The sequence below is a fragment of the Kingella oralis genome, from assembly GCF_014054985.1.
In the GTDB taxonomy this organism is placed as follows: domain Bacteria; phylum Pseudomonadota; class Gammaproteobacteria; order Burkholderiales; family Neisseriaceae; genus Kingella_B; species Kingella_B oralis.
This window is the reverse complement of sequence record NZ_CP059569.1, coordinates 518,957-542,838: the sequence shown is the minus strand read 5'-3', so window position 1 is coordinate 542,838 and position 23,882 is coordinate 518,957. Positions and strand designations below refer to the sequence as shown.

Sequence of the window (23,882 nt, the reverse complement as noted above, 5' to 3'; positions counted from 1 at the left end):
TATCATTCTACCGCAACCTTCGCCCGCCCGAAACAGGCAGCCTGAAAACGCCGTTTAGCGCGCCTTGGGCAGCCTGAAACCCGCTAAAATGCTATAATCCGCCCACTTAAATCAACCCAGTGCAACATTATGCCCCTTATCCAATCCCTTCCCGGTTGTCCGCTGGACATCATCGGCGACGTGCACGGGCAATTTGAAGCCCTGCAAAACCTGCTGCACTATCTGGGCTACTCGCCCGCCGGCAAACACCCGCAAGGACGCAAACTCGTTTTTGTGGGCGATTTGATTGACCGCGGCCCCGATTCCCCCGCCGTAGCCGACTGGGCGAAACAAGCCATCCACGCGGGCAACGCCTTCATGGTGCTGGGCAACCACGAAATCAACCTGCTCGCCCACGAACCCAAAGACGGCTCGGGCTGGTTTTTTGACTGCCGCGCCGGCAAAGACAGCCGCAACTACGCCCCGTGGCAAAGGCAGCCTGAAAACGGCAAAAAAGCCCTTGTGCAGTTTTTCGCCGAGCAGCCCCTCGTGTTGCAACGCCCCGACCTGCGCATCGTTCACGCCGCATGGCTGCCCGAATCCATCGCCAAGCTGCAAAACAACGCCACGCCGCTCATCCAGCTCATCCAAGAATGGGACGACGAGCTGCACTGCTGCATCAAACACGCCCCGTGGTACGACGACTACCTTGCCGAGCAACACCACCACGCCCACATTCTGGAAAACCCCGCCCAGCATCCCCCCATGCTGCGCGCCACCGCCGCCCACGACATCTACCGCAGCAGCCGCCACCCCATCCGCGCGCTCACCTGCGGCATAGAAAAAATCGCCCGCGAACCCTTTTTCGCAGGCGGGCGCTGGCGGTTTTCCATCCGCAATCCGTGGTGGGACGACTATCAAGACAACGCCGCCGTTGTAATCGGGCATTATTGGCGGCATTGGCACAGCAGCAACCAAGTCCCCAAACACCGCGAAGGCATGTTCACCGTTCCCGCCAATGGTTGGCACGGCGCGCGCAAAAACGTGTTCTGCGTGGATTTTTCCGTTGGCGCACGCTGGCGCGACCGCAAACGAGGCATCGCTCCCACCCAATCGCACTACCGCCTCGCCGCCCTGCGCTATCCCGAAAAAACCCTGATGTTTGACAACGGCGATAGTGTGAAGACTATTGCGTGATGCAAAACAGCCGCCGTTTGCTTAATCTGTTTTCAGGCTGCCGATTGCTGTGGTTGGCACACAAAAATAAACACCATTCCACGCATTCGCGCCATCCATTATTCGCCCGATAAGCCCAACAATAGGCAGCCTGAAAACGCCCCACGCAATTTTCCACCCAAAAACAACGCCCCCCATTTTCAGGCTGCCCACGCACCCCAAAGGCAGCCTGAAACCCAATCCAGCCCATCTCTAATACTATGCCCTTCTCCCCCGACCACCCCCTCCCCCCCAAATGGCTACGCGGCGGCAACCGCGAAACGCTCTACGCCAAAACCCTACAACGCCCCGCCCCCGCCTATCGCCGCGAACTCCTCCCCGACCGCTTCGGCGAAGACCTCGTTGCCTACGACTTCCTAGACGCGCCCAACCCGCAAGCCCCCTGCATCGTGCAACTGCATGGGCTAGAAGGCAGCAGCCGCAGCCACTACGCTGTAGAACTCGCCTGCGCCGCCCAAGAACACGGCTGGCACAGCGTAACCCCCCATTTTCGCAGCTGCGGCGGCGTATCCGCCAAACGCATGTACCACAGCGGCGACACGCCCGAACTCGCCCACATGCTCGCCCAACTCGCCGAGCGCTACGCCACCCTATACGTTGTCGGCGTATCGCTGGGCGGCAACGTGCTCGCCAAATACCTTGGCGAACAAGGCAACGCCGCCCTGCCCCGCGCCGCCGCCACCGTCTCCACCCCGTTCAAGCTCACCGCCTCCGCCCACACCCTGCAACACGGCATCCCCTATCTACTCTACACCCCCTATTTCCTGCACACCCTGCTCAAAAAAGTCCCGCCCGCCGACCACCCCATCCGCAGCCTCGGCGCATTTGACGATGCCTACACCGCCCCCATGCACGGCTACGCCGACCGCTTCGATTACTACCGCCGCGCCTCATCCCACCCCCAGCTCAAAAACATCACCATCCCCACCCTGCTGATTAACGCCCAAAACGACCCCTTCTACCCCGCCACCTACCTGCCGCAAAGCAGCGACGTTTCATCCAGCGTGCAACTCTTGCAACCGCAGCACGGCGGGCACGCAGGCTTTGTGAGCGGCAGTGGGCGCGGACACCTGCGCTGGCTGCCGCAAACCCTGCTGGCATGGTTTGAGCAGTTTCAGGCAGCCTGAAAGGCGAAGTTTCGGCGCAACCAAAACAAGCGCGCCCTTTTTCAGGCTGCCCATCCACACAAACCCCCACTACAAGCCACCAATGGCACGTCGGCGGCTCTCCGACAAAAAACGGCGCACATCAGAACAACCCAAATGGCAACCAGCCGTCGCCGCTCCATAACGCATGACGGCAGCAAAATCCTGCAAAACCCGATAGAACGATAACAGCTTGCTGCCAACAGATTGCCTGCCAAGCACAACGCAAACGGCAAACCCATTCGCTACGCCAAACAGCGTTTCAGGCTGCCCCAACCGACCAAAAGCAGCCTGAAAACCAAGAAACAAAGAAAAGCAAATACCCGTCGGCACGAGACGCATGGTTAAAACGACGCAACTGCCAACCATAATCCCCCAGCCCGTTTTCAGGCTTCCCTCTCCAACCCCAACACAAGGAATCTCCTCATGACCTTCTGGCACGGCTTCATCCTAATCACCGGCATCCACATCCTCGGCGCGATGTCCCCCGGCCCCGACTTCGTCTTTATCTCCCAGCAAGCCCTCGGGCAAGGCAGGCGCATCGGGCTGATTAGCAGCCTTGGCGTGGCACTCGGCTTGGGCATCCACATCGCCTATTCCGTGCTCGGCATGGCCGCCCTTATCGCATCCGCCGCATGGCTGCTCACCGCCGTCAAAATCATCGGCGGCGCATACCTTATCTACCTCGGCTACAAAGGCATCCGCGCCAAAGCCAAAGGCGAAATCACCGAAATCAGCGCCGCCAAAGCCGCCCCCCAATCCGCCCGCACCGCGCTGATTAAAGGCTTCCTGTGCAACGTGCTCAACCCCAAAGCCCCCGTGTACTTCGTCTCCATCTTCACCATCGTCCTCTCCCCCACCATGCCCACTTGGCAGCTTGCCGTATACGGCGCATGGATGATGGTGCTGCAATTTGCCTGGTTCGCCCTCGTAACCTTCCTGCTCTCCATGCCCGCCGTCAACCAACGCTTCCAAAAAGCAGGGCATTGGATAGACCGCGTACTCGGCGTTGCCATGACCGCGCTGGGCATCAAAGTCATCATCAGCTAACCCACTTTCAGACTGCCTCACTATGCCAAAGGCAGCCTGAAAAAACCCCACCCACATCAACCCAAGGAAACAAAATGGCACAACAAACCCTTATCCAAATCTACGGCCCCGTTGGCAACCTAGAAACCCTCTACCTCCCTGCCCAAGGCACAGAACGCGGCGTTGCCGTTATCAACCACCCCAACCCCACCCAAGGCGGCACCTTCACCAACAAAGTCATCCAAACCGCCGCCAAATGCCTCGCGCAAATGGGCTTTCACTGCTACCTGCCCAACCTGCGCGGCACAGGCAACAGCGCAGGGCAATACAGCGAGGGCAAAGGCGAAACCGACGACTGCATCGCCGTCATCGACCACGCCCGCGCCCAGCACCCGCAAGCCGCCCTGCTCGCCATCGCAGGCTTCTCGTTCGGCGGCTACGTTGCCAATTTCGCCGCCCAAGCGCGCCGTCCCGACCTCTTGCTGCTCATCGGCGCCGCCCTCAACCACTACGCCCTGCCCACGCCACCCACGCCCGACGTGCAAAAAACCCTCATCATCCACGGCGAAAAAGACGAAGTGGTGGACATCGCCAAACCCCTCGCATGGTGCGCCGCGCAAGACATCCCGCTCATCGTTATCCCCGAAAGCGGGCATTTCTTCCACGGCAAACTCATCGCCCTGCGCGACACCATCAACCGCTTTGCGCCCTGCATCATCGGCTAAATAAAAGGCAGCCTGAAAACGCATTCAACGTTTTCAGGCTGCCTAATATAGCCGTAGGGTGGGCAACTCGCTTGCCCACCAAATGTTTCCATTGACCACTTTCAGGCTGCATTGAAGCATCGCCAATCTTTTGCCAGAGCAGGCGTTTCGCCGCCTACCACGAGCAGGGGCAAGCCCCTGCACCCCACGCGGGCAAGTATTTCAAAATAATCAACCACCCCGCCCGCGCCCGTAGGGTGGGCAACTCGTTGCCCACCTTGTTTGATAACAACAACATGAGTAGTAGGGTGTGTGGCTTTGCCACGCACACGACCCCTAAACTTGGGTGGGTGCGGGTGGCGGCTGGGCGGTTGGTTGCTATGATACGGGAGTTCCGATATACAAGCGGGCGGGTTTCGTCATTCATAATTCACACTAAGGGAGGCTACCTGAAAAGTTCTAGCTAGCCTCCGGGGTTCAGGCGAAATATTTGAGGGATGCCTATTTGTCCAAAACTTTGGTATTGACCAACAAGCGCACCGTTGTACCTTCATAACGCTGGTTCAACCACGCCTGTAACCGTTCGCGGTCTTTGGCGGGCAGAGGTTGGTCGAATTCGAGGGAGACAACAACATTGTTACTTGCGTCCGCTTCTTCGCTTTGAACTCTCTCAGGCTGCTCCTGCGTAGCGGGTGCAGTTTGTGCTTTTTCCCAAACCAAACCGCGCCCAACAACGATTTTTTCGGCTTCCGGATATTGGGCTTTGATTTCCCTCAGTACTGCTACGTCTTCGGGACTGGTGGTTTTGCCCGCCAGCACGGTATCGATGTAGGCCTGCTGCTCTTCCAGCTTGTTCTGTAACTGCACCGAGTTGTTATGGCTTGCCAGCAGTTCTTCAATTCTGGTGTCACTGCCCCCCCGCATAGACTACTTTCACTTGCGGTTCTTTTATACCTGCCGCTTTCAGATTTGTGACCAGCAGAGTGGTAATTTTCTCGGCATTCCCTGTTCCGTTGACAATCAGCCCGACTGCACCTTCTTTGTAGTTCACCATTTTACGCAGCACGAAAAAACCTTCCTGCTGTTGTGCAGCGGCGATGGCATTGTTGGCTTTGGTATTAAACAGCTCCTGACGCACTAGTCCCGATGCCATATATCCGCTCGGAATCATCACTGCCAACACTACGGCTGTGATAATAATACGGTGCAGTCTGCGTTTGGTCTCACTTACCAGCCCCCTGCGCGGCAGCTTAAGTAGTTTGGAAAACAGTAGGGTGGAAAAAGCGATGAACACGCAGTTGATGGCAAACAGATAAAAAGCACCGAAAAAATAGTGCCAGTTACCGTGTGCTAGTCCATAGCCCGCCGTGCACAGAGGAGGCATCAGTGCAGTGGCAATTGCCACACCCGGGATGGCATTGCCTCCTTCTTTGCGCGTTAATGCCACAATGCCTGCACTACCGCCGAAGAAGGCAATTAACACGTCCCATAGGGTTGGCTGGGTACGTGCCAAAAGCTCGCTTTGTGCCTCTTTCAGCGGGGTTAGCAGGAAATACAGTGTAGCGGTAACCAAACTGATGGCGATGAACACAATAATATTGCGTGCTGCTTGGCGGATCAGTGCAGTATCGCCTACCGCGGCACCGTAACCCACACCGACGATCGGCCCCATCAACGGAGAAATCAACATCGCCCCAATCACTACCGCCGTGCTGTTTACATTCAAACCGATACTCGCCACGGCAATGGCAAACATCAATACCCACATGTTAGTTCCAGATACCCGCGTATTGGCACGGATGGCGGCATCGATTTTGTCAGGATGAGCTTGGTCATGTGCAAGGTTGAATACATCTTGCAGTTTGGTCATTGTGTGATTGTCTTGTACTTCCTGATTTTTACTATTTTCCTGTTCCTGCATTTTCTTATCCTCAAATTTTAACGATTGTTTTGAATGCTACCTCACAATTGTGATCAAGCGCCTGTAGGGTGGGCAACTCGTTGCCCACCTTGTTTGATAACAACAACATGAGTAGTAGGGTGTGTGGCTTTGCCACGCACGCGACCCCTAAACCCGCGTGCGTGCCTGCGGTACACACCCTACGCGCCGATTAAATCGGATATAGCTTCATGTATTCCACTACGTTTTCAGGCTGCTTCTTTGCCTACTCCAATAGGCAGCCTGAAAACGCATTTCAACGTTTTCAGGCTGCCTAACGCCATCCGTTTACAGCGAATAATACATCTCAAATTCCAGCGGATGCGGTGCCATTTGCATACGGCGCACGTCTTCCGCCTTAAACGCGATGTAGCTGTCAATCCACTCTTGGCTGAACACGCCGCCGCACAGCAAAAATTCGTGGTCATCTTGCAGCGCGGCAAGGGCTTCTGCCAGCGAAGCGCACACGGTGGGCACTTGCGCGTCTTCCTCGGGTGGCAAGTCGTAGAGGTTTTTGGTAGCGGGGTCGCCAGGGTGGATTTTGTTTTGAATGCCGTCCAAGCCCGCCATCAGCAAGGCGGCGAACGCCAGATATGGGTTTGCCATCGGGTCGGGGAAGCGCGCTTCAATCCGCACCGCTTTGCTGCTGTGCACCGCGGGGATGCGGATGGATGCCGAGCGGTTTTTGGCGGAATACGCCAGTTTCACAGGGGCTTCAAAATGTGGCACAAGGCGTTTGTAGGAATTGGTGGCGGGGTTGGTGATGGCGTTCAAAGCCTTGGCGTGGTGGATGATGCCGCCAATGTAATACAGCGCAAGGTCGCTCAACCCTGCGTAGCCGTCGCCCGCAAACAGGTTTTTGCCGTCTTTCCAGATGGATTGGTGAACGTGCATACCGCTGCCGTTATCGCCCATCAGCGGTTTGGGCATAAAGGTGGCGGTTTTGTTGAAATTGTGCGCCACGTTCCAAATCACATATTTCATGTCTTGCGTCCAGTCGGCGCGTTGCACTAAGGTGCTGAATTTTGTGCCAATTTCCATTTGGCTGCCTGTGCCCACTTCGCCGTGATGCACTTCTACGGGGATGCCGATTTCTTCCAACACGCGCACCATCGCCGAGCGCAAATCTTGCCCCGCATCCACTGGCGCAACGGGCGCGTAGCCGCCTTTTACCACGGCGCGATGCCCCGTGTTTTGCCCGTCGTAATGATAGCCGCTGCTCCATGCCGCGCTTTCGGAGGTGATTTCAAAGCGGGCTTTGTCCATGTGCGTTTCAAACGCCACGCCGTCAAACACGAAAAATTCGGGTTCGGGCCCAAAATACGCGGTGTCGCCGATGCCTGTCGATTTCAAATACGCTTCGGCGCGGCGGGCGATGCTGCGCGGGTCGCGGTCGTAGCCTTGCCCGTGGGCGGGGTCGATCACGTCGCAAATCAGCACCACGGTGGCATCGTCGAAAAAGGGGTCAATAAAGGCGGTGCTGGGGTCGGGGCGAAGCTGCATGTCGGAGGCTTGGATGCCTTTCCAGCCACCGATGGACGAGCCATCAAACGCTTGTCCTGTTTCAAACCATTCTTCGGGGTCTTCTAACACAACGTGGGCGGGGATGGTGAAATGGTGCTGCTTGCCTTTGGTGTCGGTGAAGCGCAAATCAACGAAGCGGGCTTCGTTTTCTTCAATTAGGTTGATGACGTTGTTGATGGCGTTAATGGACATGGCGTTGCTCCTTGCTGGGCAGAGTTATAGTTCAGAAAAATAACGCGAAAGATTGTGCCATTTTTGATGTTGCGCGACAACATTTATTTACAAAAGGCAGGGGGTTGTTTACAAATGGGTGCGGGGTGCGGTTTCAGGCTGCCTTTTGGTGTGGGTAAGATGAGGCAGCCTGAAAATGAGTTGGTGCTTTGTGGTTAGCGTTGGGTGTAGCTTTAACCATGCGTCTCGTGCCAGCGGGGCACTTACTTTTCTTTGCTTCACCAAAGAATGAGAACCTGCATTCGCTATCTGCACGGCTGCTTTTGCCTTCATTGAACACGCCTACCGCGTTGCCAAGCCAAGTTAATAGAACCACTATTAACTTGGCTTGTCGCCTTGTATTCGTATTCACTGAATACAAAATCCGATCGCGCAGATAACGAATACAGGTTCTGGCAAAAGAAAGGCGACCCCGACATGCAGGTTTGGCTGCGCCAAACTCCCCTCTCTCCGCATCCTTTTTTCGGCGCGTGCGAACTAGACGCGCTTTGCGCGTCGTCGAACAAGCGCACGCTTTTTCCCGAAAAAAGAATGCTGCGTTCTGCTGGACGTAGGGGAGGGGCAGCAGTATTAACCATTTATGAAGCATTAGGCAGCCTGCGGAGCGTAGCGGAGTTGCGAAGCTAAAATCAATCTATCTAGTAAGAAATCGCTTGGCTGAATATCAAGCGATTTTGTTTTTCAGGCTGCCTTCGATGATGAGATGGTCTGAGGCAGCCTGAAACTTGTGTAAACCGACACCCAATGGAGTTCGGTGGCTCGCCAATATTTTGCCAATTTGGCGACGAGCCGTCGCCGTTCCATTTTGGTTTTCAGCCTGCCTCTACCATTCCACAAAAATTTCAGGCTGCCTCCAATCCCCAAAGGCAGCCTGAAAACATCATTCCAAACTTCATTGCAACCTTTAACTTTCAGGCTGCCTCACCCCCTTCATTTCTTCCCACACTTCGCCTTCACCGCCGCCACCGCGCTATCCAGCTTCGCCCCGTCCACTTCGCCCAGCAAAGTCTGCTGCGCGCCGCATTTGGGTAAGCGCACCACCGTGTAAGGCAGGCCGCCCACCGTGTTGCCCAAATCGCGCATCATCGCGCGGCTGTTTGCGCCCGTATAACGCCAAATCGGATACGAAACAGGCGTGGCTTTTAAAAATTTGCTCACGTTTTCAGGCGAATCCACCGCAATGCCAACCAGCTCAATGCCTTGCTTTTTGCCTTTTTGTTGATACCATTGGCTCATCGCAGGCATTTCCTTGCGACAAGGTTTGCACCAAGTTGCCCACAAGTTCACAATCTGCACCTTATCGCCGCTGGCTAACTGCTGCGGCTTGTTATCCGCGTGCGACACAAAATCCGCCGCGCCCGCAGGCAACGCCGCGCACAACGCCAAAACGGCCAAACTTTTCAATATTTTCATTCCGGTCTCCTTCAACACATTATGGACAAAAACAAACCGCGCTATTCTACCGCCAAACCGTTCACCTGTTGGCTTTTTTGCACCGTTATCGACAACTTTGGCGACATCGGCGTGTCGTGGCGGCTCGCGCAAGAACTGCGCCAACGGATCGGCTGGCAGGTGCATCTGTGGCTGGACAACCTTGCCGCGCTGCAAGCCATTGCCCCCGATGCGCCCGCCGCCCTGCCCTGCGCCCATCAAGGCATCCGACTGCACGCATGGCAGGAAGCGCGGCATGCCGATTTGGATAACGCGCCCGCGCCCGATTTGCTGGTTGAAACCTTCGCCTGCGCCCTGCCGCCCAATGTGCACGCCATCATCCAAGCGCATCGCCCCGTGTGGCTCAACTGGGAATACCTGAGCGCGGAAGATTGGGCGATTCGCACCCACGCCATGCCCAGCCTGCAAGCCAACGGCTGCGAGAAATATTTTTGGCAAATGGGCTTTGTGCCCGAGAGCGGCGGCTTGCTGCGCGAGGCGGATTATGTTGAACAGATGGATGCGTTTAAACAGAGGCAGCCTGAAAATACGCCCAGCCTCAAAACCGCCGCCCTGCACATTTTCGCCTTTGGTTACGCTAGCGACATTTGGCAAAAATGGGCCGCTGCATTGGCAGAACAAGAGCGCGAAATCGTGTTGCACTGCGCAGGCAAACCGCTGCAAACCAGTTTATCCGCATGGGGCAACGTTTCAGGCAGCCTGAAAACAGCAAACAGCAACGATGCGCCACAAGCACGCACATTAGGCAGCCTGAAAATCATCAACCAAAACTTTGTGCCGCAAGCGCGGTTTGACCGCGCCCTATGGGCAGCCGATGTGCTGATTGTGCGCGGCGAAGACAGCTTTGTGCGCGCCCAGCTCGCCGGCAAACCTTTTTTCTGGCACATCTACCCCCAAGCCCAAGCCGCCCATTTAGACAAACTCGCCGCCTTTTGGCACACGCACCACCAACACGCCGCCCCCACAGCCGCCGTGCAACACGCCCACCAAGCCCTGTCGTGCGACCTCAACGGCGCAGCCGATTTAACCCACGCCCAACGCCGCCAACATTGGCACACCCTGCTAGACCACCTTGCCGACTGGCAACACAGCGCACGCGCATGGCAGCAATATTTGCTCACCCAAAGCGATGCCGTCAGCAGGTTGCGCGATTGGTTGCAAACCATCCAGCGCGTGTAGCCAAAGGCAACCTGAAAATCCCCCTTGCCATCATTTTCAGGCTGCCTTACATTCGCCTCCCCCATACACACCCCAAAGGAACCCCCATGTCCCAAGCCTACTGCGACTTCTGCGCCGCCCTCCCCGCCAACACCCCCAACCCCAACAAAGCCTACCACGACACCGAATACGGCGTGCCCGTGCAAGACGACAACCGCCTATTTGAACGACTGGTTTTAGAAATCAACCAAGCAGGGCTAAGCTGGACGACCATCCTCAACAAACGCCCCGCCTTTCAGGCTGCCTATGCCCAGTTCAACATCGCCGCCGTCGCCGCCTTTGGCGAAGCCGACATCGCCCGCCTGCTCGCCAACGCAGGCATCATCCGCAACCGCCGCAAAATCCAAGCCGCCATCCACAACGCCCAGCAAATCCAACGCCTGCAACAACAATACGGCAGCTTCAAAAACTGGCTAGATGCCCACCATCCGCGCAGCAAAGAAGCATGGGTTCGGCTGTTCAAACAGCAATTCAAATTTATGGGCAACGAAATCGTCAGCGAATTTTTGATGAGCACAGGCTATCTGGCAGGCGCACACGAAAAAAGCTGCCCACAATATCGGCAGCCTGAAAAAACCTAGCAAACCATGGAGCAGCGGTGGCTCGCTGCCAACCCGCATTACCACATTCAACCCAATCACACCCATTCCAGCGCACCCCAACCGCCCAAAAGCAGCCTGAAACCTTTGCCAAACCCCAGAGGTAGCCTGAAAAATAAGAAATGCCGTCATTCCCGCGCAGGCGAAAATCTTGTTTGATATTCAGAAATAATTGTAAAAACAATCCATTGCCGTAGGTCGGGCATTGATGTCCGACAAATTCTGACCTATTTATCTTAATCCACCACAACTAAAAACGTCGGGCATCAATGCCCGACCTACGGTTTTGCCAAAATTTCAGGCTGCCTCATCACACCAACCCCAGCTTCCGCAAAAACCCCGCCAATTGCTCCGCAAACAACCGATACCCCGCCGCATTCGCGTGCACCGCATCCGATTTCAAATCCTTATCCCCCAAAATATCCGCCCAAGCCCCTTTCAGCAACGGCACATCCAATTCATCCGCCAGCTCCGCATACAACGGATGCTCGCTCACCATACCCAGCAACGCCCCGGTCGTAAAATGCGGAATCGCCACCAACACCGCAGGCACACCCGTCGCCCGAATGTCCGCCACCATCTTGCGGATATTCTCCCGCGTGCCGCTTTCAGGCTGCCGCTGCAAAAAAATCATTGCCCCCAATGCTCACCACCACCAACTTCGGTTTTTGCACCAACAAATCAGGCAGCCGCGCCAACGCCTGCGCGCTCGTATCGCCCGACACCCCGCCGTTAATCACCTTGTGTCCCAGAATCTGCGCCAACTGCGCGGGATAATCCGCCCCCTTAGGTGCGCCGAAACCCGCCGTCAGCGAATCGCCCACCGCCAAAATCGCATCGCCTGCCACCAGCTTGCGAAACCGCCTGCGCCCGCACCCCGCCAACAGCGCGCAAGACAAAACCAACCAATCACGCCTTGAAATCATCGTTCTATACCTTTTCAGGCTGCCTATCGCAACACGGCAGCCTGAAAATCAAAAAATCGGCTTACTCAAAATACACAAAATACGGTTTATCACAATTCAAAACAAAAACAATTAAAGTAAAAGAGCTAAAAAAATACGCTGCGCCAACCAAGTCAGCCAGCATACTTTTTAGAGTGCCATCAAAATAACAAATATCATCACTAATTTAGTTGGAAACCTTGCTAAAAATTAAGAGACTTTCAGCAAAATACGCAACAAAATATAAAATCTTTAAACAAAACAACATGAAATTGCAAAATGCGATTTTTTGTAAATTAACGTATTGATTTGTTGCATTTTCTGATTTAGAGTAAAAGCGCATCTTAACTAGATTAAATCTAGGTATGGTGTGTTGTTTTTATACTTTCATCATTTTATAGGAGTGTGATTTATGAAAACCTTATCTACTTTTGTTGTCGCTCTTTCTTTGGCTGTTCTGAGTTCAACTGCAATGGCTTGGTCGTATAATGCAGCACCATCATCGCCAACTGAATATTATGGTAATTGGCGATACCATTCAGAACAATATTCTCCGTTTAATTTTTGGGTTAAAACTTGTCATTTTGAAAGAGTAATTAGCTCAGTTCCAACAAACGGTAATGCGGGTCATGCTTATGTAGGCAATCCTCCATCAAATAATTCAGTTAGTGGTTACTATACTTCAAGAACAGAATATAAATCCATTACCGTATCTCGTGCATTTAATTGCCAAAATGCAAGACCGTAAATCATATTGAGTAAAGGTATTTACCTATATCACTCAAACCTAAATAGGCAGCCTGAAAACCACTTTCAGGCTGCCTTATTGTGCAAAAGCAGCCTGAAAATCAATCCTCAACCGTTTCCGTATGCGCCGCAGCAGCCACTTCAACTGCCTCAACCGCCCCGCCCTGCCCCGCTTCTACTTGCGCCGCCTTAGCAGCCGCTGCTTCCGCACGACGCGCATCCTGTTTCTCAATCGCCTCGCGGATATTCGGCTGCGACAGCGCATACTGCTGCTCCTGCTCGCTCACTTCCCCTTGGAAACGGTTGTTCAAATTAAACCGCTTGCCCCCGCGCGCCACCGCTTTCAAATATTTCGGACGACGGCAATGGTTAGACAACACCCGATGAATCAACACCGCATCAAACTGCGGCAACGCCTCCACCAAATCCTTCTCAATACCAATCGCCAGCGGCTTAAACCGCTTAAACACGTCATATTTGCTATACAAATACTCCGCAATCATATCCGTTTGCTTCTTCTTGCTCATTGTTTGCACAGCCGATTTCAATGCCGCGCCCAAAGCCGTTTCTTGTGTCATAATCGTATTCCAAAAATATTAAGAACCGCGTAGCGCGAGCATCGCCCGCCCTGTTTACTACGCCAAATCCAATTTCAGGCTGCCTATTGTCTAAACAGCCGCTCCGTTCAATCAATCCAAAATAAAAGGCTGCAACGCATCCCGCAAAATCCGCACATCATCCAATGGCGTTAAAACCGCCCGCCCCAGCGCAGACAACGTAACAAACCGCATCATGCCACTTTCCACCTTTTTATCATGCCGCATATGCGCCAGCCAGCGTTCAAACGCAAACACAGGCGGCGCATCAGGTAGCTTCGCCTGCCGCATGATGGCGCGCACCCGCGCCGTATCTTTCGTTTTCAGGCTGCCTAACCGCTCCGACAGCAAACACGCCAACACACAGCCCGCCGCCACCGCCTCGCCATGCAGCCAATTGCCGTAGCCCATCTCCGCCTCAATCGCATGCCCAAAGGTATGCCCCAAATTCAGCAGCGCACGCATTCCCTGCTCCGTTTCATCCTGCGCCACAATCGCCGCTTTCATCCGGCAGCAATGCAGCACCGCCTGCGCCAGAAAAGCCTGATTGCGCCCCATCAACGCCGCCATATTCGCTTCCAGCCATCGCAAAAAATCCGAATCGCCCAGCAGCGCATATTTAATCACTTCCGCCATCCCCGCCGACAATTCGCGCTCGGGCAGCGTATCCAGCGTGTCCAAATCCGCAAACACCGCCTGCGGCTGGTAAAACGCCCCGATCATATTCTTGCCCAAAGGATGGTTGATGGCGGTTTTGCCGCCCACCGAAGAATCCACTTGGCTCAACAGCGTAGTCGGCACTTGCACAAACGGAATGCCGCGCTGATAAGTTGCCGCCGCAAAACCCGCCATATCGCCCACCACCCCGCCGCCCAGCGCGATAATCGTGGTTTTGCGGTCGGCATGATGGCGCAACAAACCATCGTAAATCGCGTTCAACGAAGCATGGTTTTTATGCTGCTCACCATCGGGCAACACAATCGCAAACGCCGCCACCCCATTATCGCGCAACGCATTTTGCAGCGTATCCAAATAAAGCGGCGCCACCACATCATTGGTAACAATCGCCACCTTTTTGCCAATATGCGCTTTAAGCAACGCAAAATCCGCAAAAATGCCGCTGCCAATATAAATCGGATAACGATGCGATGGCGCATCCACCATCAAATTATGCCAAACCTTTTTCATATTCCGATGCATACTTCAAAATCTGCTCAAACGTCGCTTGGCAATCATCCGCCCCCACCTCAATCACAATATGCGCCGTTTCCCGATAAATCGCATCCCGCGCCCGATACAAATCCCGAAATTTCGCCAACGCATCTTGCACCTGCAACAACGGGCGGTTTCTATCCTTGCCCACGCGCTCAAACAGCGTTTCAGGCTGCACATGCAAATAAACCACCAAGCCGCGTTGCCTTAAATAATCCCGATTCTGCTCGCGCAAAACCGCTCCGCCCCCTGTTGCCAACACGATATTCGGCAGCAAAGATAATTCGTTGATGATATTGCTTTCCCGATTGCGAAAACCCGCCTCCCCCTCCATTTCAAAAATGGTTGGGATGTCCACACCCGTGCGCTCGCAAATCACTTGGTCACTATCAAAAAAAGTGCGATTCAAATGCTGCGCCAGCCGTTTGCCTTGCGTGGTTTTCCCCGCTCCCATCAAGCCCACCAAAAATAAATTGCCTGCTATATGTTCCATAGCAGGCAATTTTAACTTAAATTTGCACAATATGCAGATTTTTTACATGATATTAGTAGCGCATCACGCTGGTTTCGCTGCCCATAATGCGAGGCGTAATAAAGAACAGCAATTCATTGCGGCTATTGTTGCGCGAACGTGTTTTAAACAAGTTACCCAACACAGGCAAATCACCCAGCATAGGCACTTTTTTCACGTTATTTTGAATCACTTCTTGATACACACCGCCCACAACCAAAGTGCCACCATCTTCAATCATGGCTTGTGTTTTCACCGATTGTGTACGAATGCTTGGCTCGCCTTCTGAGCTTTGGTAAGTGTTATCAGGCGTATCTTTGTTAATGGTAACATCCATAATAATCTTGTTATCAGGTGTAATACGTGGCAACACTTTCAAGCTCATCACCGCATCTTTAAACGAGGTTGTGGTGCTGCCATCGCTATCACGCGTGGTGTAAGGCACTTGATAACCTTGTTTAATTTCAGCTTCTTGGCGATCTTGTGTTAAAACGCGAGGTGTAGAAATGGTTTTGCTGCGACCTTCGGCTTCGGAAGCGGAAAGTTCTAAGCCAAGTGTAACAGAGCTAAATGATTTTACAACCGCAATTGAGCCAACCGCCGATGCAACGGGAACGTTAATATTAGGCTCAAACAAAACTCCACTACTACCATTTCTAACACCACGAGAATTTCGTTCAGTAGCCAGCCCCCAATTGTTAGCCCACGAAGTGCTACCAGCGCGAACACCACCAAATTTCACACCCAATTCACGAGATAATGTATCCGATGCTTCCACAATCCGTGCTTCCACCATCACTTGACGCGCAGGCACATCCAACTCTTCAATCAACGCATTGAATTTTTGGATAACAGATTTCACATCATTAACAATCAATGTGTTGGTGGCAGGGTCAATTAACGCGCTACCACGAGAAGTCAAGATAGAGTTATTGGAGCTACCCGAGCTGCTTCCAGTATCAGAGATGCGCAGAATTTTCTTAAATTCTTCAACATTTTTATATTTCAATTGGAAACTTTGAGAAATCAACGGACCCAAATCATCCAATTCTTTGCGCGCAGTTAATTCCGCTTTATCGCGTGCCAACATTTCAGCACGAGGCGCAACATTGATGATATTGCCCACGCGGCGCATATCCAATTCGCGCGCATCCAAAATCAAATCCAACGCTTGATCCCAAGGCACATCTTTCAACGAAAGTGTCATTTTGCCTTGCACGCTATCGCTAGCCACAATGTTCATGCCTGATTCTGTTGCCAAAATTTGCAAAACAGTTCGCACATCAACATTTTGGAAATCAAGAGAGATGCGTTTGCCTGTGAATTTTTGTTTGGTTTTATTTGCACCAATGCCCAATTCAGTAACATTTTTAGTTGGAGTAATTTGGATGCTTTGGCGACCATTTTTGCCTGTGATGGTATGTTTCCATGTGCCTTGGTTGCGCAGAGTGATTTGCGTATCGTTGCCCACACGGCGAACGCTAATCGTGCGAACAGGCGTAGAAAAATCTGTTACATCCAAATTGCGTTGCGCTTGCGCTGGCAATGGATAGTTTTTCAGTGTAATCACCAAACGATCGCTTTGTGAACGAACTTGGGGCTCGCCAGTGAAGTTTGATGAAAATTCAACTACGCCAGAATTATTGCCACCTTTGTGGAAATCAATATTAAAGGGAACTGAAGAAGAATAAGCACTTTGTGTTTGTACGCTTCTTGCAGCAGGAACGGCACTTACCGGCGCAGAGTTAGATGAACGCGCTTCGCTCAATTGCACCCACACTTCGTTGCCTTTTACCTGAACATTGTATTGACCTTCTTGCCCCAATCCCAACAAAACGCGAGTGTTACCTTCGCTTTGGGCTGTGACAATTTGATTAAGTAGATTATCATTGAATGTTAAAGTAGGTTGTTTTACTTTCAAATCTGTATTTGAAAAATCTAGCGTAATACGGGCAGGAGATGAAGTAATAAAACCAGTTGGCTCTACCGCATCTTTATTGAATTTAAACTTGATGACACGCTGTTTATTAGGCAAAACAGATACTTTAATATCGGTAATGCTGCCAGCATAAGCAACTTGTGCGAGCAAGCCAGCTACAAGTGCTGATAAAACTTTTACTGAATTCTTTTTCATAATTTAAGCCTCTTTAAAATTTACAATCTGATGATTTATTTACCCGAGTTACCAGAATCATTTAAAACTATTTCTGCTTCTCTGTTCGTCCAGTTGCCTGATGCATCTTCAACCACTTCCACAACTTTGATTACATCAGGAGTAATTCGAACAATGCGACCGAAGTTTTGCCCAACATGGTTACCAACATTAACGGTATAAACATGCCCTTCAACCTCAATCATCGCAGATAACGCCTTGCCCGCCCCAATTGAACCCACATAATTTAGATTCTCTAAACTATAATTTTCTAGTAATTCTTTAGGTCTATTCAAATCAGGTATTTGCGAATTTTGATAGGCCGCCCGCAATCTTTGTGTGCTAAACGCATTAGGACCAGATACTTCCGGAGGAAAGTATGCAACAGGTTCTAATTTAGCCGGCTCTTCAACAGGGCGCACCTTGGTTTTCGCCTCGGCTTTCTTTTGATTCATCCATTCTTGCAAATTTCCACCTTCTTCTGAACAAGCAGATAGCAAAATAATAGATGATAATAATAAAAGTTTTGCTTTCATTGTCATTTCCTATTCTTACACATTCATTATTCTGCTTGGCTAGCAGCAGAAGCAGCTTTTGCTTCTTTGGAAAGATCCATGGCTTTATATGTATTGGCAGTTGCCGAAAGCGTCAGCTTGCTACCATCATCTTTTGCAGATTTATTCGCGCTTGTAAGATTGATATTAGCCAATGTAACGATACGAGACATCTTGCCAACATCGCGAATAAATTGAGAAAGCTGCTCATAGCTACCCGAAACTGCAATAGCAATTGGCAAACGCTCAATCGGCTTCTCTGCCACAGCTTCGCCAGGTGTTACATTTGTCATGGTTAGATTATTTTTGGCAGCTGCTTGGTGTAATTCTTGGATAAGCGTTGGAATTTCAGCCGATGTTGGCAACTGTTTCAGCAACACATCTAAGGATGCCTCGATAAGTTCCAATTCTTTTTTCAGATTATCCAAACTGGCAGCCTGAACACTCTTGGCTTCAAAATCTGCTTTTAGCTTAACTTCTTCCTCTTGCTTTCCTTTGTATTCATCCCACTGACCTTGGAATAATACAAAATAACCTGCGACCACAATCACCAAAGCAATAACCGCCGCCAGTAAAAACTGTACTGCTTTACTTTGCAAATGGAGCTTATCCCATTGAATTTCATTTAAATTCATTATAATCACCTTATTCTGTTGTTGATGCCGCAGAAGCCGAGGCGGAAGTTGCCGTTGATTCAGCAGATACGGAAGATTGCGTTGCTGTTAGTTTTTTCTGCTCTAACAAGTTCGCAGTTATCTTAAATTCTTGTCCGTTATCCGTTTTATTGATGCTATCCAATTTAGGCGTATCAAACACACCTGTACTTGGCAATGCTGTCATAAACATAGCAACTTTATTATCACTAATTGCCTTGCCTACCAAAGTATAAGTATTGCTAATATTTGCATCACTGCCGCCAATATTTTGGATGCTTGTTAAATAAGCGCCATCTGGAACAAGTTGGTTCACAGTATCAACAATTCGAGCGCCCTCAAACCGTTTATTATCCAGCTCTTCAACTTTTTGCTTACGCTCCAAGAAACTTTGCTTTTGTGCTTGCAAATCTTTAACTTTTACAATTTGCGCATCAAGTTCTTTGATACCAGCATTCAGTTCTTCGTTTCTGCTTTCTTGATTTGTAATCAAGGCCGCCAGCGCACCCCAAATCAAGAATGCTGCAACACCACCCGCTATCACGCCAAAAGCCATAACCAACTGAAATTGTTTCTTTTGCTTTTGCTCTAATATCTCGCGATATGGCAATAAGTTAATTTTAATTAAGTTCATTTTATACTAACCCTCTCAAAGCTAAACCGAATGCTGTTGTTAATGATGCCGCATCTTTGTCAAATCGTGTGCCATCACCTTTTAGCTTGTTGATTGCAAAAGAAGCCGGATTCAATTGCTCTGTTGCAATATTTGTTTGCGCATACACCACTTCTGAAATACCTGGTGCCGCGCAACCACTGCCGCTAATGTAAATATGCTTAACATTGGACATGCTATCCATATTTTGTGTTGCATAGAAGAACTGCATTACACGTTGCACTTCTTGGGCAATTTGCGCATTAAAACCATCCACAACCATCGCTTTATAATCGTCAGGACGTTTCATTTCACCTGTAATCATAGCCAACGCTTCGCCATCCGTTACTTGATATGCGCGTTGCACAGATTGCACCAATTGCTCCAAACCAAAATTACTTTCTTGTTTGTAAAGAATCTGTCCATTTTCTACGATAAGCGCTTTCAATACGGTATCACCAATATCAAACAACGCGATGCGTTGACGACCAAAACTATCGCCGTTTTGCATATCTGCATAAGCAAAAGCATTAGCAACGGCAAAAATATCCACATCCACATTAGTAGCTTTGATGCCTACTTCATCCAGTAAATCTGTTGCGCGCTCAACCGCTTCTTTTTTGGCTGCAACCATTAGAACCGTTTGCTCGCCGCCTGGATTGCCTGACAAAACTTGCCAGTCGTAATTCATTTCATCAAGAGAACCGATATTTGCTACTTCCAGCTCAACAAACTCTTGCAGTGTCATATTGCTGCCCTCTGGAATGAAACGCAGACTCTCCTCAATAGTTACTGCACTTGCTGGCAAAGCGATATTGGCGTACTTGCAGTTTGTTTTCATTTTGCTGTAGCACTGTTGCAAATGAGAGACAAGCTGGTCAAAATCTACGACTTCACCGCCTGAAACCACGTTTGCAGGCAGGGGAGTAATCGCATATTTTTCAAGCTGAACTTGACTTAATTGGCGACCAGATAGTTGCACCATACGAATATGGCTTGGGCTAATATCTACACCAATCACGCTACGCCCTGATGTGGCCATAGCTTTCTTATTACTAGTTTTTTTCTCAGTTTTCTTTGAGCGCATGATTTTAAGTCCTTACCTAACGCATAAAACATTTATAATGTCATTTGTCGCTTTGATTTTCATCCAATAACAAATTCATGCGATATTTTACTTTATTTAAAAAAACACATGGCGATTTTGTGCATTATCGCTGCGAGAAATTTTATGATTAAGAAATTGATTACGACGTTTTTGGGGCTGTTATTAGGTTTATTCCTATTTGCAGTCGGTTTGGTGACTGTTGCAATTTTAGTCACATACCCGAAACTTCCGCCGCTTGATGCGGTGAAATATTACCAACCGCACGAGCCTTTAACGATTTATTCGTCTGAAGGTGTGGTGATTGGTTCTTATGGTGATGAAAAACGTGCCTTTACAACAATTGACCAATTTCCCGAGGTTTTGAAAAACGCAGTAATTGCGGCGGAAGACAAACGTTTCCGCGAGCATTGGGGTGTGGATGTCATCGGCGTGATTCGTGCGGCAATTAGCAATGCTTCTGGCGGCGCAAAACAAGGGGCAAGTACGATTACGCAGCAAGTGGCGCGTAATTTTTACTTAACCAATGAACGCACTATGACGCGCAAATTCAACGAAGCCTTATTGGCTTATAAAATTGAAAAAACGCTGACCAAAGACCAAATTTTGGAGCTGTATTTCAACCAAATTTATTTGGGTCAACGCGCTTATGGTTTTGCTTCGGCTGCAAAAGTGTATTTCAACAAGGAAGTGCGCGATTTAACGCTGGCGGAAGCCACCATTTTGGCGGGGCTGCCCAAAGCGCCTTCTACTTTTAACCCGATTGTGAACCCCGAGCGTGCGCGTTTGCGTCAAGAATATATTTTGAACAATATGGTGGAATTGAACATGATTTCGCCCGCCGAGCGCACGGCTGCTTTGAATGAGCAATTAACCTATGAGCGTTATCGCGTGGATGTGGATCAAAATTCTTTGTATGTTGCTGAAATGGCGCGTCAAGAGTTGTTTGAACGCTATGGCGAAGATGCCTACACCAAAGGCTTGAAAGTTTACACCACCGTGAGCGTTGCCAATCAAAAAGCGGCAACGACTGCGCTGCGCAACACTTTGCGCAGTTTGAGCGCGGGGCGTGCTTATGCGGGCGCGGAGCAGCAGTTGGATTTCAGCTCGGTTGAACCCGAAGACATCGAAGACGCGGCGGAGCAATTCCTTGCCAACACTTACACGGTGGAAGGCATGGTGCCTGCGGTGGTGATTGCGGCGGATAAACAGGGAATTACCGCTTATATGCAAGGGGGCAAAAAGGCGACTTTGAAAATAGGCGACATGGGCATCGCTCGCAACGCCATTGGCAATAAAAAGCTGGGCGACAAGGCGATTAAAGTAGGCTCGGTGATTCGTGTGATGAAGTTGAAAAACGGCAGTTGGACGGTTACACAGCAGCCTGAAATTCAAGGCGCGCTGGTTTCTATTGATGCGCAAACGGGCGCGGTGCAGGCTTTAGTGGGCGGTTATGATTTCCACAGCAAGACGTTTAACCGTGCAACGCAAAGTATGCGCCAGCCTGGTTCTACCTTTAAGCCGTTTGTTTACTCGGCGGCGCTGTCTAAAGGTTTTACTGCTTCTACGCTGGTGAACGATGCGCCGATTACGATTCGCGGCTGGTCGCCGCAAAACTCGGGCGGTTCTTATTCGGGCATGATTACGCTGCGCCAAGCCTTAACTTGGTCTAAAAATACGGTATCAGTGCGGATTGCGCAAGCGATGGGCGTGAGCTATTTGCGCGCTTATGTGCAACGCTTTGGCTTTACAGCAGACCAAATCCCGCCTGCGCTGTCTATCGCGCTGGGCACGGCTTCGGTTACACCGATGCAAATGGCGGAAGGCTATGCCGTGTTTGCCAATGGCGGCTACAAAGTTGCCCATTATGTGATTGATAAGATTTACGACAGCAAAGACAATTTGCGCGCCGAAATGCAGCCTTTGGTGGCGGGCAAAACCGCGCCGCAAGTGATTGACCCGCGCAATGCTTATGTGATGACTTCTATCTTGCACGACGTTGCCACCAAAGGCACGGGCGCGGCAACCAACGCGCTCGGTCGCAGCGACATCGCGGGCAAAACGGGTTCCACCAACGACTTTAAAGACGCTTGGTTTGTGGGCTACACGCCCAAAATCGTAACCGCTGTTTACATTGGCTACGACAAGCCGCGCACCATTGGCAAAGGCGCGTTTGGCGGCAAAATTGCTCTGCCTGTGTGGATAAACTATATGCGCTTTGCCCTTAAAGGCAAGCCTGTGAGCAAGTTTGTTGAACCAAAAGGCGTGGTGAAACGCGACGGCGAAGTGTACTTAAAAGAACGCCAAACCACCGATGAACACTTGCCATTGGACAACACCACCGACCAACCCGAAGCGGTGCGTCCGCTGAACCCGCCCAAAGCGCAAGAGCAAGAGCTACCGCCGGCAGATAACGGCAGCGCAGGCGAGCGCGAGTTGCGCCCCGTGCCAAGCAACGCGCCAAGCCGCAGCCGCGGCAACAGCGACGACGCAGCCAACGCGTTCTTTGAAGACTAAGCCGAAAACCATCGCCAAAGGCAGCCTGAAAACTGCTTTTGGCGATTTTTTTGCCCGCCCGTTTTCAGGCTGCCGAATATCGTTGGTTAAAATACCAGACGAGACAAGGCGACAACGAGAAATGCGCCATCGGCAGCCTGAAATCCATTGCCCGCCTTGCCCAACCTCGTTTCAGGCTGCCCAAACCTGCTAAACTCCCCATCCTCAAAACCCAACCCACAAAGGAATAATCCCGCCATGTCTTTCGCCATCCAAATCACCCCCGACACCATCCGAATCAGCCACGCCGAGCAATATCAAGTGGAAATCTACCCGTTCGGCGCGCTGCTCAACCGCTTCGCCATCCGCCAAGAAAACGGGCAATGGCACAACGCCATTGCCGCCTATTCCTCCCCGCAACACGCGCAAGAAACCCTCACCCAACTCTTTCGCAGCGCCAAACTCAGCCCATTCGTATGCCGACTAGACAACGCGCAATACACCCACCAAGGCAGCCTGAAAACGGTAAACAAATTCAAACTCGGCGACAGCGCCATCCACGGCTTAATCTTTGACGCGCCCTTTGCGCTGCAAAGCAGCCACAGCACCGCCACCCACGCCAGCATCACCCTCGCCCACGTTTACCGCAGCGAAGACAGCGGCTACCCCTTTGTTTACCGCATCCAAATCAGCTACACGCTAGACACCCACGGCAAGCTCCACATCCGCAGCCAAGTAACCAACCTAAGCGACAGCCCCCTCCCCCTCGCCGACGGCTGGCATCCCTATTTTGCCGTGGATGGCGACATGGCAAACTGGCAACTGAAAATCCGCAGCCAACAACAACTCGCCTTTAACGAGCGCATGCTGCCCACAGGCGAAACCATCAACAGCAACCCCTTTGCCCACAGCACGCCCATCGCCCAAACCGAGCTGGACAACTGCTTCGTGCTCACCGACGATTTCAGCCAACCCGCCGTTATCCTGCAAGGCGAACGCATCCAACTGAGCATCACGCCCGAAGCCTCCTACCCGTTCGTGCAGGCCTACACCCCGCCGCAACGCAACAGCATCGCGCTGGAAAACCTCAGCAGCGCGCCCAACGCGTTTAACAACCACATCGGCTTAATCCAGCTTGCGCCGCAGCAAGCGCAGGAGTTTGTTACTGTTTACCAATTAGAAAGCTGTTAAACCGTTTTCAGGC

General features: G+C 51.5%; 24 protein-coding genes and 2 pseudogenes. 11 read left to right on the top strand and 15 right to left on the bottom strand.

Annotated features, from left to right (window positions below):
- Positions 1-129: 129 nt before the first annotated feature.
- Complete coding sequence (locus H3L93_RS02900; protein ID WP_003797132.1) at positions 130-1,176, top strand: metallophosphoesterase; 1,047 nt, start codon at positions 130-132, stop codon at positions 1,174-1,176.
- On the opposite strand, the gene H3L93_RS02895 is transcribed toward H3L93_RS02900, so the two are convergent.
- Positions 1,166-1,405: a hypothetical protein gene (locus tag H3L93_RS02895; RefSeq protein ID WP_003797135.1), complete on the bottom strand. Its 240-nt coding sequence runs from the start codon at positions 1,403-1,405 to the stop codon at positions 1,166-1,168. The genes H3L93_RS02900 and H3L93_RS02895 overlap by 11 nt on opposite strands.
- Positions 1,406-1,415: 10 nt before the next feature.
- On the opposite strand from H3L93_RS02895, the gene H3L93_RS02890 reads away from it, so the two are divergent.
- On the top strand, positions 1,416-2,342 hold the full coding sequence (locus H3L93_RS02890; protein ID WP_003797139.1) for a YheT family hydrolase: 927 nt from the start codon (positions 1,416-1,418) through the stop codon (positions 2,340-2,342).
- 69 nt (positions 2,343-2,411) lie between these two features.
- Here H3L93_RS02890 and H3L93_RS02885 read toward each other — a convergent pair whose 3' ends face one another.
- Positions 2,412-2,801: a hypothetical protein gene (locus H3L93_RS02885; protein ID WP_040558730.1), complete on the bottom strand. Its 390-nt coding sequence runs from the start codon at positions 2,799-2,801 to the stop codon at positions 2,412-2,414.
- Between H3L93_RS02885 and H3L93_RS02880 the strand changes: the two genes are divergently transcribed.
- On the top strand, positions 2,787-3,410 hold the full coding sequence (locus tag H3L93_RS02880) for a LysE family transporter (RefSeq protein WP_003797146.1): 624 nt from the start codon (positions 2,787-2,789) through the stop codon (positions 3,408-3,410). The two genes, H3L93_RS02885 and H3L93_RS02880, sit on opposite strands and share 15 nt — an antisense overlap.
- Before the next feature lie 74 nt (positions 3,411-3,484).
- A complete protein-coding gene (locus H3L93_RS02875) occupies positions 3,485-4,114 on the top strand; it encodes an alpha/beta hydrolase (protein WP_003797149.1) in 630 nt (209 codons plus the stop codon).
- Positions 4,115-4,594: 480 nt separating this feature from the next.
- Here the strand turns inward: H3L93_RS02875 and H3L93_RS02870 are convergent.
- The 4 genes and pseudogenes from H3L93_RS02870 to H3L93_RS02855 all read right to left on the bottom strand — a co-directional run bounded on the left by H3L93_RS02870 (position 4,595) and on the right by H3L93_RS02855 (position 9,200).
- Positions 4,595-6,014 (bottom strand): annotated as a pseudogene (locus tag H3L93_RS02870) (TIGR00341 family protein).
- A 306-nt stretch (positions 6,015-6,320) separates the two neighbouring features.
- Positions 6,321-7,748: a type I glutamate--ammonia ligase gene (glnA, locus tag H3L93_RS02865; RefSeq protein WP_003797158.1), complete on the bottom strand. Its 1,428-nt coding sequence runs from the start codon at positions 7,746-7,748 to the stop codon at positions 6,321-6,323.
- Positions 7,749-7,856: 108 nt separating this feature from the next.
- Positions 7,857-8,060, bottom strand: a complete 204-nt coding sequence (locus H3L93_RS02860; protein WP_003797160.1) for a hypothetical protein — start codon at positions 8,058-8,060, stop codon at positions 7,857-7,859.
- 657 nt (positions 8,061-8,717) lie between these two features.
- On the bottom strand, positions 8,718-9,200 hold the full coding sequence (locus H3L93_RS02855; RefSeq protein ID WP_040558734.1) for a TlpA disulfide reductase family protein: 483 nt from the start codon (positions 9,198-9,200) through the stop codon (positions 8,718-8,720).
- 21 nt (positions 9,201-9,221) lie between these two features.
- Between H3L93_RS02855 and earP the strand changes: the two genes are divergently transcribed.
- The 3 genes from earP (at position 9,222) to H3L93_RS02840 (ending at position 11,215) form a co-directional block, all read left to right on the top strand.
- On the top strand, positions 9,222-10,418 hold the full coding sequence (gene earP, locus H3L93_RS02850; RefSeq protein WP_040558736.1) for an elongation factor P maturation arginine rhamnosyltransferase EarP: 1,197 nt from the start codon (positions 9,222-9,224) through the stop codon (positions 10,416-10,418).
- Positions 10,419-10,504: 86 nt separating this feature from the next.
- On the top strand, positions 10,505-11,038 hold the full coding sequence (locus H3L93_RS02845) for a DNA-3-methyladenine glycosylase I (RefSeq protein WP_003797169.1): 534 nt from the start codon (positions 10,505-10,507) through the stop codon (positions 11,036-11,038).
- A 6-nt stretch (positions 11,039-11,044) separates the two neighbouring features.
- The gene (locus tag H3L93_RS02840) at positions 11,045-11,215 is read left to right on the top strand and encodes a hypothetical protein (RefSeq protein ID WP_003797172.1); all 171 of its coding nucleotides are present in this window, start codon (positions 11,045-11,047) and stop codon (positions 11,213-11,215) included.
- A 151-nt stretch (positions 11,216-11,366) separates the two neighbouring features.
- Here H3L93_RS02840 and H3L93_RS13280 read toward each other — a convergent pair.
- Positions 11,367-11,982, bottom strand: a pseudogene (locus tag H3L93_RS13280) (GDSL-type esterase/lipase family protein).
- 430 nt (positions 11,983-12,412) lie between these two features.
- On the opposite strand from H3L93_RS13280, the gene H3L93_RS02830 reads away from it, so the two are divergent.
- A complete protein-coding gene (locus H3L93_RS02830) occupies positions 12,413-12,748 on the top strand; it encodes a hypothetical protein (RefSeq protein ID WP_155803166.1) in 336 nt (111 codons plus the stop codon).
- 100 nt (positions 12,749-12,848) lie between these two features.
- Here H3L93_RS02830 and H3L93_RS02825 read toward each other — a convergent pair whose 3' ends face one another.
- From H3L93_RS02825 to pilM, 8 genes are all read right to left on the bottom strand, one after another.
- Positions 12,849-13,325, bottom strand: coding sequence for a ProQ/FINO family protein (locus tag H3L93_RS02825; protein ID WP_003797177.1), 477 nt, complete (start codon positions 13,323-13,325; stop codon positions 12,849-12,851).
- Between the two features lie 111 nt (positions 13,326-13,436).
- Positions 13,437-14,531 (bottom strand): 3-dehydroquinate synthase, encoded by a 1,095-nt coding sequence (aroB, locus tag H3L93_RS02820; protein WP_003797179.1) that lies wholly within the window; start codon positions 14,529-14,531, stop codon positions 13,437-13,439.
- Entirely contained in the window at positions 14,512-15,048 is a 537-nt protein-coding gene (locus H3L93_RS02815; RefSeq protein WP_003797180.1) for a shikimate kinase, read from the bottom strand. The genes aroB and H3L93_RS02815 overlap by 20 nt, the downstream gene beginning before the upstream one ends.
- A 52-nt stretch (positions 15,049-15,100) precedes the next feature.
- Complete coding sequence (locus H3L93_RS02810) at positions 15,101-17,200, bottom strand: type IV pilus secretin PilQ (protein ID WP_003797183.1); 2,100 nt, start codon at positions 17,198-17,200, stop codon at positions 15,101-15,103.
- A gap of 35 nt (positions 17,201-17,235) precedes the next feature.
- The gene (locus H3L93_RS02805) at positions 17,236-17,754 is read right to left on the bottom strand and encodes a pilus assembly protein PilP (RefSeq protein ID WP_040558738.1); all 519 of its coding nucleotides are present in this window, start codon (positions 17,752-17,754) and stop codon (positions 17,236-17,238) included.
- A gap of 26 nt (positions 17,755-17,780) precedes the next feature.
- The gene (locus H3L93_RS02800; protein WP_003797188.1) at positions 17,781-18,407 is read right to left on the bottom strand and encodes a type IV pilus inner membrane component PilO; all 627 of its coding nucleotides are present in this window, start codon (positions 18,405-18,407) and stop codon (positions 17,781-17,783) included.
- A gap of 10 nt (positions 18,408-18,417) precedes the next feature.
- The gene (locus H3L93_RS02795) at positions 18,418-19,059 is read right to left on the bottom strand and encodes a PilN domain-containing protein (RefSeq protein WP_003797190.1); all 642 of its coding nucleotides are present in this window, start codon (positions 19,057-19,059) and stop codon (positions 18,418-18,420) included.
- 1 nt (position 19,060) lies between these two features.
- Positions 19,061-20,164 (bottom strand): type IV pilus biogenesis protein PilM, encoded by a 1,104-nt coding sequence (pilM, locus tag H3L93_RS02790; RefSeq protein WP_003797192.1) that lies wholly within the window; start codon positions 20,162-20,164, stop codon positions 19,061-19,063.
- Positions 20,165-20,308: 144 nt separating this feature from the next.
- Here pilM and H3L93_RS02785 point away from each other — a divergent pair, with 144 nt between their 5' ends.
- The 3 genes from H3L93_RS02785 to H3L93_RS02775 are packed head-to-tail and all read left to right on the top strand — an operon-like array spanning position 20,309 to position 23,869.
- The gene (locus tag H3L93_RS02785; protein WP_040558912.1) at positions 20,309-22,699 is read left to right on the top strand and encodes a penicillin-binding protein 1A; all 2,391 of its coding nucleotides are present in this window, start codon (positions 20,309-20,311) and stop codon (positions 22,697-22,699) included.
- 38 nt (positions 22,700-22,737) lie between these two features.
- The gene (locus H3L93_RS02780; protein ID WP_040558740.1) at positions 22,738-22,929 is read left to right on the top strand and encodes a hypothetical protein; all 192 of its coding nucleotides are present in this window, start codon (positions 22,738-22,740) and stop codon (positions 22,927-22,929) included.
- A 7-nt stretch (positions 22,930-22,936) separates the two neighbouring features.
- The gene (locus H3L93_RS02775) at positions 22,937-23,869 is read left to right on the top strand and encodes an aldose 1-epimerase (RefSeq protein ID WP_003797198.1); all 933 of its coding nucleotides are present in this window, start codon (positions 22,937-22,939) and stop codon (positions 23,867-23,869) included.
- Positions 23,870-23,882 lie beyond the last annotated feature (13 nt).

Coding starts and splice junctions, on each gene's coding strand:
- pilM (WP_003797192.1), bottom strand. CDS start 20,164: ATGCGCTCAAAGAAAACTGAGAAAAAAACTAGTAATAAGAAAGCTATG.
- H3L93_RS02860 (WP_003797160.1), bottom strand. CDS start 8,060: ATGAAGGCAAAAGCAGCCGTGCAGATAGCGAATGCAGGTTCTCATTCT.
- glnA (WP_003797158.1), bottom strand. CDS start 7,748: ATGTCCATTAACGCCATCAACAACGTCATCAACCTAATTGAAGAAAAC.
- earP (WP_040558736.1), top strand. CDS start 9,222: ATGGACAAAAACAAACCGCGCTATTCTACCGCCAAACCGTTCACCTGT.
- H3L93_RS02890 (WP_003797139.1), top strand. CDS start 1,416: ATGCCCTTCTCCCCCGACCACCCCCTCCCCCCCAAATGGCTACGCGGC.
- H3L93_RS02825 (WP_003797177.1), bottom strand. CDS start 13,325: ATGACACAAGAAACGGCTTTGGGCGCGGCATTGAAATCGGCTGTGCAA.
- H3L93_RS02800 (WP_003797188.1), bottom strand. CDS start 18,407: ATGAATTTAAATGAAATTCAATGGGATAAGCTCCATTTGCAAAGTAAA.
- H3L93_RS02810 (WP_003797183.1), bottom strand. CDS start 17,200: ATGAAAAAGAATTCAGTAAAAGTTTTATCAGCACTTGTAGCTGGCTTG.
- H3L93_RS02845 (WP_003797169.1), top strand. CDS start 10,505: ATGTCCCAAGCCTACTGCGACTTCTGCGCCGCCCTCCCCGCCAACACC.
- H3L93_RS02895 (WP_003797135.1), bottom strand. CDS start 1,405: ATGGGCTGGATTGGGTTTCAGGCTGCCTTTGGGGTGCGTGGGCAGCCT.
- H3L93_RS02840 (WP_003797172.1), top strand. CDS start 11,045: ATGGAGCAGCGGTGGCTCGCTGCCAACCCGCATTACCACATTCAACCC.
- H3L93_RS02875 (WP_003797149.1), top strand. CDS start 3,485: ATGGCACAACAAACCCTTATCCAAATCTACGGCCCCGTTGGCAACCTA.
- H3L93_RS02830 (WP_155803166.1), top strand. CDS start 12,413: ATGAAAACCTTATCTACTTTTGTTGTCGCTCTTTCTTTGGCTGTTCTG.
- H3L93_RS02880 (WP_003797146.1), top strand. CDS start 2,787: ATGACCTTCTGGCACGGCTTCATCCTAATCACCGGCATCCACATCCTC.
- H3L93_RS02815 (WP_003797180.1), bottom strand. CDS start 15,048: ATGGAACATATAGCAGGCAATTTATTTTTGGTGGGCTTGATGGGAGCG.
- H3L93_RS02900 (WP_003797132.1), top strand. CDS start 130: ATGCCCCTTATCCAATCCCTTCCCGGTTGTCCGCTGGACATCATCGGC.
- H3L93_RS02855 (WP_040558734.1), bottom strand. CDS start 9,200: ATGAAAATATTGAAAAGTTTGGCCGTTTTGGCGTTGTGCGCGGCGTTG.
- aroB (WP_003797179.1), bottom strand. CDS start 14,531: ATGAAAAAGGTTTGGCATAATTTGATGGTGGATGCGCCATCGCATCGT.
- H3L93_RS02775 (WP_003797198.1), top strand. CDS start 22,937: ATGTCTTTCGCCATCCAAATCACCCCCGACACCATCCGAATCAGCCAC.
- H3L93_RS02805 (WP_040558738.1), bottom strand. CDS start 17,754: ATGAAAGCAAAACTTTTATTATTATCATCTATTATTTTGCTATCTGCT.
- H3L93_RS02785 (WP_040558912.1), top strand. CDS start 20,309: ATGATTAAGAAATTGATTACGACGTTTTTGGGGCTGTTATTAGGTTTA.
- H3L93_RS02795 (WP_003797190.1), bottom strand. CDS start 19,059: ATGAACTTAATTAAAATTAACTTATTGCCATATCGCGAGATATTAGAG.